This window comes from Candidatus Izemoplasma sp. (assembly GCF_982632705.1).
The window spans coordinates 37,986-49,753 of record NZ_CEXEES010000005.1 but is presented as its reverse complement, the minus strand read 5'-3'; the positions used below and the strand labels follow the sequence as shown (position 1 = coordinate 49,753).

Sequence of the window (11,768 nt, the reverse complement as noted above, 5' to 3'; positions counted from 1 at the left end):
TAAATCAGGCATTCCACCACCAAAGGCTCCAGCGTAATAATACCCACCACCAAGTGTATGCCATAAACTACGGTTCATCGTATATCGATCATCATTACTTGTTATCTTACGGTAGTATCCTTGATAATCAGGATCATCATTTCTCCATGCTTCAAACCAAGGATGTTGATTTGATGTATGATTGACAAGTAAATCAATAATTACTTTTATACCTCTTGCTTCTGCTTCTACTAAGAAGTTCTCAAAATCTTCTAATGTTCCATAATCAGGATTGATATCATAATAATCTAATACGTCATATCCATGATATGTAGGACTTGGATGAATCGGCATTAACCAAATTCCTTCAATTCCTAATTCCTCCATATAATCTAACTTCGCAGTTAAACCATTAAAATCTCCAATTCCATCTCCATCAGAATCTGCATAACTACGTACAAAAATTTGATAATAAGCACCCATTTCAGGATACATCTCATCAAAATCTATAAATTCAATTTCAGGTTCTTTTTCAACACAAACACCTTCAATTAATTCTTCAGTGTCTAAACATTCAATTTCTTTTTCTGTACATCCACTTAACGTAAATGCACCAATTAATACTAAAAATCCTATAAATAGTTTTTTCATATCTTCACCTCTATCATTCATAGAATACCAAATATTATACTAAGTGTAAACGCTTTAACGTATGTAACCCTTACCTTAAAAAAACAGAGAAATCTCTGTTTTTTAGTTAAAGTCCTATGTTTTTATTCGTTCTTACTTCTTTAAACTCATATCTGAACTTATTATCGTCTTCAATATAGATCAATAAGTAACTTTCTATTAAACCATTTCTACTTCTATGGACAGAACCCGGATTCACAAAATATATTCCATCCTTATAATCTACTTTTGCAATATGGGTATGTCCATATAATACAATATCACTTTTATGTTCAACTGCTTTATCATATAACCTCTCAATACCTCTTCTAACTCCATATCTATGCCCATGTGTCATATATATGTTTGTGTCCATTATTTTGATTTCCTTATCATATTCAAAACCAGCATCAAATGGATAATTTCCCTTTACTAATGTTATATTCTTTTCTTGTAACTCTATAAGAGGTAACTCACTATCTCCTAGTGACAATATATAGTCCGCATCAGGATTAAAATCAATGATTCTTTGTAATGCAGTTCTATTACCATGTATATCACTAACAACTACTACCTTCATTTATACTACCTCCTATCATTATATATAATAGCATATTCCAAATAAAAAACGATGCATGGCATCGTCTTTTTTTAGAAATTAGATTTTTTTCTTTCAAAGTAAGCACGTGGATGCATACATACAGGGCACATACCCGGAGCTCTTTTAGCTATATGAACATGTCCACATTCTCTACAGAACCAAATCGTTTCTTCTTCTGTTTGGAATACGATATCTTCTTTTAGGTTACTTGCTAACTTAAGATATCTTTCTTCGTGATCTTTTTCAATTTTTGCTATTTGACGGAAACTAGCAGCAACTTTTTTAAATCCTTCTTCTTCTGCGATTCTTGCGAATTCAGGATATAATTCAGTCCACTCTTCATTTTCACCGTCAGCAGCAGCTTTTAGGTTTTCCATAGTAGTTCCTTCAATTCCTGCTGGATAAGTAGCTGTAATTTCAGCAGTTCCACCTTCTAAGTAACGGAAAAAGATTTTAGCATGCATATACTCGTTTGCAGCTGTTTCTAAGAATAATTCAGAGATTTGCTCATATCCTTCTTTTTTAGCGATTTTAGCAAACATTGTATATCTGTTTTTTGCTTGTGATTCTCCAGCAAAAGCTTTTAGTAAGTTTAATTCTGTTTGTGTTCCTTTAATTGACATAGTTGTCCTCCTTCTTATATTTACTATTTAATTATAACAAATAAAAAGAGCATTTTATATACTCTTTTTGTATTATGTATCTTTTATAAATACCTTTTGTATACTTCTCAACGTTTTCATAATCTATCATTTTTTTGAATGATTTGATTGTTGGTCTATTCTTTAGAAATGGATTCTCTAATATTTCTCCTTTTTATAGGATTAAGTGGCTAAAAGATTATTCAAATGAATTTACCATTATAAATGAATATTTGGTATAATAGAGTATATTTTAGAAAACGAGGTATCCTATGACTCATAATTACGAATTCAAATATCTTGAGCTATTAAGTAAAGAATTTCCATCTGTTCAAGAAGTAAGCACAGAACTTATAAATTTAACTGCTATATTGAATTTACCAAAGGGGACAGAACATTTTTTATCTGATATCCATGGTGAATATGAAACATTCAATCACTTCTTAAAAAATGGGAGTGGGGTAACCAAAGATAAAATTAATATTCTATTCACAGAAAAATCAGAATCTGAAAAGAATAGATTATCATTTTTTGTGTATTACCCTAAACAAATGATTATTAAATACGAGAATCTAGTTCAACCAAATGAATTCAAAACATTTATTAGACTAATGCTTCTAGATTTGATATCTCTAGCTAGTTTATTGGCCCAAAAATACACTAAAAGTAAAGTACGTAAAACATTACCTACAATGTTTTCTTACATTATCCAAGAATTACTATATGAAAACAGACAACACACAGATAAAGAGAAATATTATGATGCAATATTAGACGCTATCTTTAAAACAAAGCGTGAAAAAAACTTTTTAATTGAATTATCATATTTTATTCAAAGACTTACGATTGATAGACTTCATATCGTTGGTGATATTTTTGATAGAGGACCGCAAGCACATTTAGTAATGAATAAAATCCAAAAGTATCATTCAGTGGATATTGAATGGGGAAATCACGATATTATATGGATGGGTGCTGCTTGTGGTAGTAAACTAGCAATCAGTAATGTTTTAAGAAACAGTGCTAGATACAATACTTTAGACACCTTAGAAGAAGGATACGGAATCAATCTTCTACCTCTTGCCAGATTCGCAGATAAATATTACTCAGATGATCCTTGTGAAATCTTTATGCCACCTACCCTTCATAAAGGTCCTGATGAAGATGAGGAATTATTGGTTGCTAAAATGCATAAAGCAATCGCAATTATCCAGTTTAAATTAGAAAAATCACTTATAGCAAGAAATCCTCAGTTTGAATTAGAGGATAGATTGCTTTTAGATAAAATAAACTATGAAACAGGGACCATTTCAATAAACGGAAAAACGTACCCCTTAAGAGATACAAACTTTCCAACCATTGATCCCTCAAATCCTTTTGAGTTAACCATTGAAGAGGATTCTATTTTAACGCAATTGAAAAGTGCATTTTTAAACAATGATTTACTTCAAAACCATATGAAACATTTATTTCTGATTGGACAATTATATCTTAAATACAATAACAATCTATTGTTCCATGGTTGTATCCCACTACACAGAGATGGTTCACTTTCTGGGATTACAGTAGAAAACAAAGAGTATAAAGGGAAAGCATTGTTTGATTTCCTTGATCAAACAGTCCGTATGGGTCATTTAAATAGATACAATGTCATCAATGATGAAAAAGACTATTTCATATTTTTATGGCAAGGTAAGAACTCACCACTCTTTGGTAAAAAATCAATGAAAACATTTGAACGTTACTTTATTAAAGAAAAAGAAACGCATATCGAAGAGAAAAACGATTACTTCACATTAAGAGAAAACGAGGATGTTTTACGTAATCTATATACTGAATTTGATATTGATTTTAACAAATCTAAAATCATTAATGGCCATGTACCTACTGACATTAGTAACGGAGATAATCCAATCAAAGCAAACGGTAGAATATACGCAATTGATGGCGGAATGAGTAAACAATACTCAAACAAAATTAGTATTGGTGGCTACACTCTTGTGAGTGATTCATATAGTATGTTTTTAATCTCTCATGATCGATTCCAATCCAAAGAAGCATTGATAGAGCAAGAACAAGATATTATTAGTCTAGTTCGTTCTGAGGATATAAATAAAGACAGAGAGTTTATGTACAGCACAGACAAAGGAATGAAATTACAAGAAGAAATCGAAAACTTATATAAACTTTTAGAATGTTATCGTCATGGACATATAAAAGAGAACATCAAGAAACATAATAAAAACAAAAGACAATGATTATTCATTGTCTTTTTTATTTCTAATATATTCTGTTAATTGTTTTAAACATTTACCTCTATGACTTATCTGGTTTTTCTCTTCAAGAGAATATTCTGCCAAATGTCTACTTCCACCTTCTACAATAAATAAAGGATCATACCCGAATCCATTATCCCCTTTGAATTCATATCCAATGTTTCCAAATAGATAATCTTCAAAGTAGATAGGTTCTTGTCCTATATTATACATACAGATAGTAGTTACAAACCGTGCAGTTCTATTTGAAACACCTTGTAGTTCTTTCAACAACAAATGATTGTTTTCAGTATACGTCGCATTTTCTCCAGAATATCGTGCACTATAGACACCAGGTCTGTTATTTAGAGATTCCACTTCAATTCCGGAATCATCTGCGATAACATCTTTATTTAAGTATTCACTTAGTTCTTGTGCTTTTTTTAACGCATTTCCCCTGAATGTATCTTTATCTTCGATGATTTCAGGAAACTCTTCAAAATCAAACAAACTTAACACTTTATACCCAAGTGGTTCTAAACTATGCTTCATTTCTACTATTTTGTGCTTATTTTTTGTCGCTATTACGATTTCTTTCATATTATCACCTACTACCATTATACAAAAAAATAAGCCGAGAGGGCTTATTTTTTTAACCAATTATTAAATTTCTCTAAATCATCATTTTTACCAACTAGTAAAAGTTGATCACTTTCACCTAATAAATCATCAGGTTTTGGAATAATAACGTCTTCTCCTCTACGGATTGCGACGATATTGATATTGAATTTATTTCTTACATTCAGATTAATAATTGTTGAATCAATAATCTTTGGGGTTACTTCTACAATAATGAAACTATGTGATTGATTTAAATCAATGAAGTCTAGTACATTGTTTGAAACAATTTTACTAGCAAGTCTTCGTCCTGATTGTTTTTCAGGTTGAATAATTTCATCTGCGCCTAGTTTATCTACTATTTTAGCGTGATCTTCTGTTTGAACCTTAACAGTTACTGTTTTAACACCTAAGTTCTTAAGAGCTAAGGTTGTTAATATGCTTGATTGAATATCTTTACCGATTGCCACAACTACGTGATCAATAGAAGAAATACCTACTTCTTTTAATGATTCAACATCTGTCGTGTCTAATGTAACAGCATGAGTAGCTATTTTTGACATTTTCGCAATTCTTTCTGGATCCTTATCAATTACTAATACATCAGCTTCTCTTTTAATTAATTCTTCAACAACGCTTTGTCCAAAGCGTCCCATTCCGATTACAGCAAAACTCTTTCTTGCCATGATATCACCCTTTTTTCATGAATATTTGGTTCTTTTTTAACTCACTTAATATTACCATAAAATATTTATAAGTCAATGTTTTAGGATTTGGCTAAATATGTTATAATTCTCTTTAGAGGTGGGACTATGAAAAGAAATATATTTATTATACTAACGTACATTGCGGTTTATGTTTTAACATCAGTATATGCTGGTTTTATCATCGCAGGACAAATAGCAGCTACTGGAGATTACGTAGAATCTGAAGTATTGTTATATGCTCAGATATTTATGGGTGTTGCCGGTTTTGCGCTAATGGTAGGGATATTTAGAAAGTACTTATTACAACAATTTAAAGATTTCAGAAATAGACTAGGGAACATCATTCTAATAGGGATTCTTGGATTCATGGCTTTGTTTGTTGTTTCGATTATTAGCGGAATAATTATCAGCTATTTTACAGAAACAGCAACCTCTGTTAATCAGGGTGGTATTCAAAGTATGTTTGAGGGTCTATCCACGTTTCAATTAATTATGCTTTCACTATCAATTGCAGTGTTTACTCCAATTGTGGAAGAACTTACGTTTAGAAAAGGACTTTATGGGATTATTGGGTTCTTGGTTATGTCGGTAGGTATTAAAATTAATAAAGAGGTTGATGATGCAAAGGATTCAAAATTATTTATGATTGCATCGATCTCAGCTATTATTGGTAGTAGTTTGATATTTGGACTACTTCATGTGTTTGCTGGTGGAGATTATATTTATCTTATTAATTATGCTAGTGCTGGAATTGTTCTTGGTGTAATTTATCATGTAAGCGGTAGAAATATTTATGCATCAATTATTACTCATATTATTCAAAATACAATAGGTGTAATCGCAATATTATCTGTAATATAAAAGGCTCAAATAATTGAGCCTTTTTTTAATACATCATATAGTTCTAATTTCTCAGTATGTACTGCAATTTCTAGTACATTATATCCACCGTATTGCTTAGTGTAATCCAGTGGTTTTTGTTGTAGTATTTTAACGATTTCAATGTTCCCAAGAAGAGTAGCATAGTATATGGCATCATCACCGTGAGGTTCAATTCCATAGATTGATGCATTTTGTTCTAATAGACGTTCTACTAGATATGCTTCTTGATTCATAATCGCATAGAATAGCGGTGTATTACCAAATATATCTTTTTGATTCACATCTGAAATATTGACTAAACTATCTGCTTTATCAAACTCATTCATCACTATTGCCAAGCAAAGTGGTGTTTTTTTAAGACGTGATTGGAATACTTTATCATTCTTTAACTTATTGAATAATTCAACACTTTCATATTGATTTTTTGATAGTGCAATATCGTATGGTGATTGATCAAATTTTGTTTTATCATAACTTGTCAAACCACTTTCCATTAGCACTTCCAACATCTCAATTTGAGGGTGTTCTACTGCAAGATGTAGTGGTGTCATTTTATACTGATCTTTTGAATATGGATTCACTCCTAATTCAATTAGATATTTCACTATATCTACAGTTGAATGTAGTGATGCATAGTGCAATGTGCTTTCTCCTCTAATATCAATGCTATTAATGATTGCTCCACGTTCTACAAGATATTTAACAGCTTTTATTTTTTTGCTTCTTACTGCAAATTGTAGACAAGAAGTTAAATTCTCATCTGTTAGATAAATATTTGAGTGATAATCCAATAATAGTTTTATTACTTCGACACTACCTTTAAATGATGCTCTATGTAAAGGTGTTTCTTTTGTGTTTGATTGATAATTTGGATCCGCATTGTTTTTTAATAACTGTTCTACTAAATTTGCATTCCCCATGTACGCACATATGTGTAATGGTGTGTCTCCAAATTTATCCCCAATATTTGGATTACATCCCATCTTTAAAAGAAGTTCCATTGAACGTTCTGCTTTGTTTCTAGCAGCTAAGTGTAGTAAGGTTTGTGATCGATCATCAAGTAGATGAATGTCTTCCTTATTATTATAGTAATTTACTATATACTTTGCATCGTTCGTAAGAGCTGCGATAAAGATTGAACTGCTGTTACCATTTCCATAATTTAAATATTCTTCGTACATCCTTTCACCTCCATAACAATACCTCTCAATTTTAACATAAAGGCATAAAAAAAAATACCACTTGAGTGATATTTCTTTTTTATTTTTTTATGGTTATCTTACTGCTTCTTTTAAAACTTTACCAGCTTTGAATGCAGGTGATTTTTGAGCAGGAATATGAATTTTTTCGTTTGTTCTAGGGTTGTGTCCAACTCTTTCTTTACGATTACGTACTTCGAAAGTACCAAATCCTGTTAATACTACTTTTTCCCCTGCAACTAATGATTCTTGAACTGCTGCTAATGTAGCGTTTAATGCTGTTTCAGAATCTTTTTTAGTTAAACCAGAAACTTCCGCAATTCTAGCGATTAATTCAGTTTTATTCATCGTTTGACCTCCTATAAATTTTTATCTACCCCAATTATACCAGTTGAACGGCTTCATTGCAAGTGATTTTGTGGTTTGCAAAATAAAAGACCACAAATTATATAAAATTCGTGGTCAATTTACGTTAATCGCACAGTTAAAGAGTATAGTGTATATTGTATGAGTGTAAACTCATTTGTAGTACAACCTTATTCTGATTTGACCTTTCTTGATAGCAAAGATTTTAATGCGATGTTCGGATCCATTTTATGGAATAGCACATTATAGATTGCTTCAATAATCGGCAACTCTAGATTGTGTTCTTTTGCATATTTATAGGCAGCTTCACAAGTACGAATACCTTCTACTACCATTGTCATTGAGTTCAGTGTTTCTTCTAAATCTTTTCCGTGTCCAATCTTGAATCCAGCTTGGTAGTTTCTACTATGTACTGATGTACATGTAACTACTAAATCTCCGATACCTGTCAGACCCATTAAAGACTTTGAATCAGCGCCGTAAGCATTGTAGAACTTTTCCATTTCTACTAGCCCTCTTGTAATAAGAGCAGCTCTACTATTATCTCCTAATCCTTTACCAGCAATTAGTCCAGATGCAAGTGCAAATATGTTTTTTAATGCCCCACCAAGTTCAGCACCTTTTAAGTCTAAAGAACTATACACTCTGAAGTAATCTTCATTGTGAAATAATGATTGAACAAATAGTCCATCTTCTTCGTTTTCACTAGAAGCTGCTACTACAGTTGTCATACCTTTGATTACCTCTTCGGCATGACTCGGTCCACTTAAAGATACAAAGCCTTTTAAGTACTTTTCATCAACCATTTCTTTGAAGACTTCACTTACTCTGAGAAATGTTTCAGGTTCGATACCTTTTGCGGCATTTATGAACAATTTTGGAGTTTTTAAGTGTTTTAAGACATCACTTATGGCAAATCTTAATACTTTTGTAGGTACTACGAACAACAATGTGTCAGAAAAATCGATTATTTCTTTGATATCAGTTGTTGCCTTGATATTTTCAGGAATATACTCGTCTAATTGAACACATAGATGTAGTTCATTAATTTTTGAAACTATCTTTTCATTCACATCATATACTAGTACACCATGTCCATTATCAGATAATACTTTTGATAATGCTAATCCCCATGATCCACCACCGATAACACTTACGTTCATCTAATCACGCTTTCTTAAAATTAGTTTGATAGGTGTTCCTTCAAAACGGAAGGATTCACGTAGTCTATTTTTCAAATAACGTTCGTAACTGAAATGCATAACTTGTTCTTCATTAACGAACAGTACAAATGTTGGTGGTTTTGATGCAACTTGTGTTGCGTAATATACTTTTGCTTTTCCACCATTGTGAATCTTTGGAGGATTCACATAGAATGCATCTAGTATTACATCATTTAATACAGATGTTTGAACTCTTCTACTAAAGTTATTATATGCTTCTTCTATTGCTGGGAACATTGTGTTTACACGTTGTTTTGTTTTAGCACTTAAGAATATGATAGGTGCATATGTTACAAATTGGAAATGAGAACGAATTTCTCTTTCCCATCTGTGCATTGTATTTGTATCTTTTGTTACTGTGTCCCATTTGTTGACAACTAAGATGATTCCTTTACCTGATTCTGTTGCATAACCAGCTATCTTTTTATCTTGTTCTCTTATACCTGTTTCTGCATCTATTAAGATCAAACAGATATCTGATCTATCGATTGCGCTTAAAGCACGTAGAACAGAATACTTTTCTGCGTTTTCGTATACTTTACCTTTTTTTCTCATTCCAGCTGTATCGATTACTACATAATCTTGTTCTTTATATGTAAATAAACTATCGATACTATCTCTTGTTGTTCCTTCAATCTCAGATACGATTACTCTGTCTTCACCTAGTAATGCATTTGTTAAAGAAGATTTACCAACGTTTGGTCTACCAATAAGACATAATTTGATACGAGTATCTTCATAGACAACATCTTTTACATCTGGAAGTTGTTTTGCTACTTCATCAAGTAAATCCCCAATTCCAACACCATGTTGTGATGATACTGGGATTGGATCTCCAAGTCCTAGGCTATAAAATTCATACATTGTATCAGTTAATGTGATATCATCTGCTTTGTTTATAGCTAGTACTACTGGTTTATTTGCTTTGTAAAGCATTCTTGCGATATATGAATCTTCATCTGTGATACCTGTTCTGATGTCACATACAAGGATAATTAAGTCTGCTTCTTGAATTGCGATTTCTGTTTGACTTTTTATTTCATGGATAAAAGGGGCATCGTTAAAATCGATTCCACCTGTATCTATTATATTAAATTTTCTTGTTAGCCATTCACCTTTACTATAGATTCTATCTCTAGTAATTCCTGGCTCATCATCTGTAATACTTAATCGATTACCGATGATTCTGTTGAATAGAGTTGACTTACCGACATTCGGTCGTCCAACTATTGCTACTGTTGGTAACATAGTAACACCTTATTTCTTGAATTTCTCTAGCTGATCTTTGAATAAATCACCTAATGTAGGATTTGTTGCTTGTTCTTCTGTTTTTAGGTAATCTTCGAATTCTGCGCGTTGTTTACCTTCAACAAGTTGATTCATTGAGATTGCCATTTTCCACATGTGTTTGTCTACATTTGTAACGACAGCGTTGATGACATCATTCACTTTTAATACTTGTGCAATGTCTTGAACACGTTCAGATTTGATTTCACCAATTGGTAAGAATGCTTTAACACCTTGAATTTTTACTAAAGCTCCGTTACTTTGTAGTTCTTCTACTGTTCCAGATACTTCTTCTCCAACTTTAACGGTTACATCTTTCCAAGGGTTATATTCTAAATGTTTTTTAGATAATCCCATTTTTCTGTTTTTAACATCTAAGCTTAGTACTTTTAATGTAACCTCATGTCCAACTTCTACTTCACCAGCGAAGTTTAAACGAGGATCCCATGAATAATCTTTTTTATGTAGCATTCCAACAACGTCTCTTGAAATCTCTACTAAGATACCATTTGCCATTTTACGAACAACTTTACCTTTGATTTCGTCTCCAACTTTGTTAGATTCTGCGAAGATTTCCCAAGGAGTTTTTTGTAAGGCTTTGATTGATAATCCAATTTTACCTTTTGCTTTTGAAATTACTTTTGTTTCAATTTCTTGTCCTTCTGTTAGAACGTCAGTAACTTTTTCAGTTCTGTGGTGTGATAATTCAGATTTATGTACCAAACCTTGGTTGAATCCGATTTCTACGAATGCTCCAAAGTCCATAATCTTAACTACTTTACCATTTATAACTGCACCAATTTGAATGTCTTCAAATTCTTTTTTTCTATCTATTTTACGTGCTGCTTCTAAGACTTTACGACGACTTACTTTGATTTTACCGTCTTTATTTTCAAGTACTGTAACTTCTAATGTTTGTCCTACAAAATCTTCTGCTTCCACTCTTTCTAATGAAATATGAGAAACAGGCATAAACATATCAATTCCGTTATAATTCAGTAATAATCCACCTCTGATAGCGCGTGTTACTTTTGCTTTGAATGAATCACCTTCACCGCTAAATTTATCAAAGTCTTTTCTTTTTTCTGCTAATAAGATATCAGTTCTTGATAATAATATTTGTTGGTTCTCATCATCGATTTTAGTGATTTTAGCTGATAAGATATCTCCTTCTTTTACTACATCTTTACAAGAAGAAATATCGTCAAGTGTTAACCAATCTCTATATATAACACCTTCTGCGTATGCTCCAAAATCTACGTGTACTGATTTTTCAGTAACCATAAATACTTTACCTTCTACAAACATCCCAACTTTAACTTTTTTCATGTTGAATTCCAT

The 11,768-nt window shown here is 31.8% G+C and carries 12 protein-coding genes; 2 read left to right on the top strand and 10 right to left on the bottom strand.

The window, feature by feature from the left end; all coding sequences use genetic code 11:
- From AC2LE6_RS01490 to rbr, 3 genes are all read right to left on the bottom strand, one after another.
- The coding region (locus AC2LE6_RS01490) for an alpha-amylase family glycosyl hydrolase (RefSeq protein WP_484477465.1) at positions 1–630 on the bottom strand (630 nt) is incomplete at its 3' end.
- Between the two features lie 106 nt (positions 631–736).
- Entirely contained in the window at positions 737–1,228 is a 492-nt protein-coding gene (locus AC2LE6_RS01485) for a metallophosphoesterase family protein (protein WP_484477464.1), read from the bottom strand.
- 71 nt (positions 1,229–1,299) lie between these two features.
- Positions 1,300–1,872: a rubrerythrin gene (rbr, locus tag AC2LE6_RS01480; protein ID WP_484477463.1), complete on the bottom strand. Its 573-nt coding sequence runs from the start codon at positions 1,870–1,872 to the stop codon at positions 1,300–1,302.
- A gap of 290 nt (positions 1,873–2,162) precedes the next feature.
- On the opposite strand from rbr, the gene AC2LE6_RS01475 reads away from it, so the two are divergent.
- Positions 2,163–4,148 (top strand): fructose-bisphosphatase class III, encoded by a 1,986-nt coding sequence (locus AC2LE6_RS01475; RefSeq protein ID WP_484477462.1) that lies wholly within the window; start codon positions 2,163–2,165, stop codon positions 4,146–4,148.
- On the opposite strand, the gene rdgB is transcribed toward AC2LE6_RS01475, so the two are convergent.
- On the bottom strand, positions 4,149–4,745 hold the full coding sequence (gene rdgB, locus AC2LE6_RS01470) for an RdgB/HAM1 family non-canonical purine NTP pyrophosphatase (RefSeq protein WP_484477461.1): 597 nt from the start codon (positions 4,743–4,745) through the stop codon (positions 4,149–4,151).
- 44 nt (positions 4,746–4,789) lie between these two features.
- Entirely contained in the window at positions 4,790–5,449 is a 660-nt protein-coding gene (locus AC2LE6_RS01465) for a potassium channel family protein (RefSeq protein ID WP_484477460.1), read from the bottom strand.
- 126 nt (positions 5,450–5,575) lie between these two features.
- Here AC2LE6_RS01465 and AC2LE6_RS01460 point away from each other — a divergent pair, with 126 nt between their 5' ends.
- The gene (locus tag AC2LE6_RS01460) at positions 5,576–6,331 is read left to right on the top strand and encodes a lysostaphin resistance A-like protein (RefSeq protein WP_484477459.1); all 756 of its coding nucleotides are present in this window, start codon (positions 5,576–5,578) and stop codon (positions 6,329–6,331) included.
- A 5-nt stretch (positions 6,332–6,336) separates the two neighbouring features.
- On the opposite strand, the gene AC2LE6_RS01455 is transcribed toward AC2LE6_RS01460, so the two are convergent.
- The 5 genes from AC2LE6_RS01455 to AC2LE6_RS01435 form a co-directional block, all read right to left on the bottom strand.
- Positions 6,337–7,533, bottom strand: a complete 1,197-nt coding sequence (locus tag AC2LE6_RS01455) for an ankyrin repeat domain-containing protein (protein WP_484477458.1) — start codon at positions 7,531–7,533, stop codon at positions 6,337–6,339.
- Positions 7,534–7,626: 93 nt separating this feature from the next.
- Entirely contained in the window at positions 7,627–7,899 is a 273-nt protein-coding gene (locus AC2LE6_RS01450) for an HU family DNA-binding protein (RefSeq protein ID WP_484477457.1), read from the bottom strand.
- Between the two features lie 188 nt (positions 7,900–8,087).
- Entirely contained in the window at positions 8,088–9,080 is a 993-nt protein-coding gene (locus tag AC2LE6_RS01445) for an NAD(P)H-dependent glycerol-3-phosphate dehydrogenase (protein ID WP_484477456.1), read from the bottom strand.
- Entirely contained in the window at positions 9,081–10,388 is a 1,308-nt protein-coding gene (gene der, locus AC2LE6_RS01440) for a ribosome biogenesis GTPase Der (RefSeq protein WP_484477455.1), read from the bottom strand.
- Between the two features lie 9 nt (positions 10,389–10,397).
- Positions 10,398–11,768: a S1 RNA-binding domain-containing protein gene (locus AC2LE6_RS01435; RefSeq protein WP_484477454.1), complete on the bottom strand. Its 1,371-nt coding sequence runs from the start codon at positions 11,766–11,768 to the stop codon at positions 10,398–10,400.

Coding starts and splice junctions, on each gene's coding strand:
- AC2LE6_RS01485 (WP_484477464.1), bottom strand. CDS start 1,228: ATGAAGGTAGTAGTTGTTAGTGATATACATGGTAATAGAACTGCATTA.
- rbr (WP_484477463.1), bottom strand. CDS start 1,872: ATGTCAATTAAAGGAACACAAACAGAATTAAACTTACTAAAAGCTTTT.
- AC2LE6_RS01475 (WP_484477462.1), top strand. CDS start 2,163: ATGACTCATAATTACGAATTCAAATATCTTGAGCTATTAAGTAAAGAA.
- rdgB (WP_484477461.1), bottom strand. CDS start 4,745: ATGAAAGAAATCGTAATAGCGACAAAAAATAAGCACAAAATAGTAGAA.
- AC2LE6_RS01465 (WP_484477460.1), bottom strand. CDS start 5,449: ATGGCAAGAAAGAGTTTTGCTGTAATCGGAATGGGACGCTTTGGACAA.
- AC2LE6_RS01460 (WP_484477459.1), top strand. CDS start 5,576: ATGAAAAGAAATATATTTATTATACTAACGTACATTGCGGTTTATGTT.
- AC2LE6_RS01455 (WP_484477458.1), bottom strand. CDS start 7,533: ATGTACGAAGAATATTTAAATTATGGAAATGGTAACAGCAGTTCAATC.
- AC2LE6_RS01450 (WP_484477457.1), bottom strand. CDS start 7,899: ATGAATAAAACTGAATTAATCGCTAGAATTGCGGAAGTTTCTGGTTTA.
- AC2LE6_RS01445 (WP_484477456.1), bottom strand. CDS start 9,080: ATGAACGTAAGTGTTATCGGTGGTGGATCATGGGGATTAGCATTATCA.
- der (WP_484477455.1), bottom strand. CDS start 10,388: ATGTTACCAACAGTAGCAATAGTTGGACGACCGAATGTCGGTAAGTCA.
- AC2LE6_RS01435 (WP_484477454.1), bottom strand. CDS start 11,768: ATGGAATTCAACATGAAAAAAGTTAAAGTTGGGATGTTTGTAGAAGGT.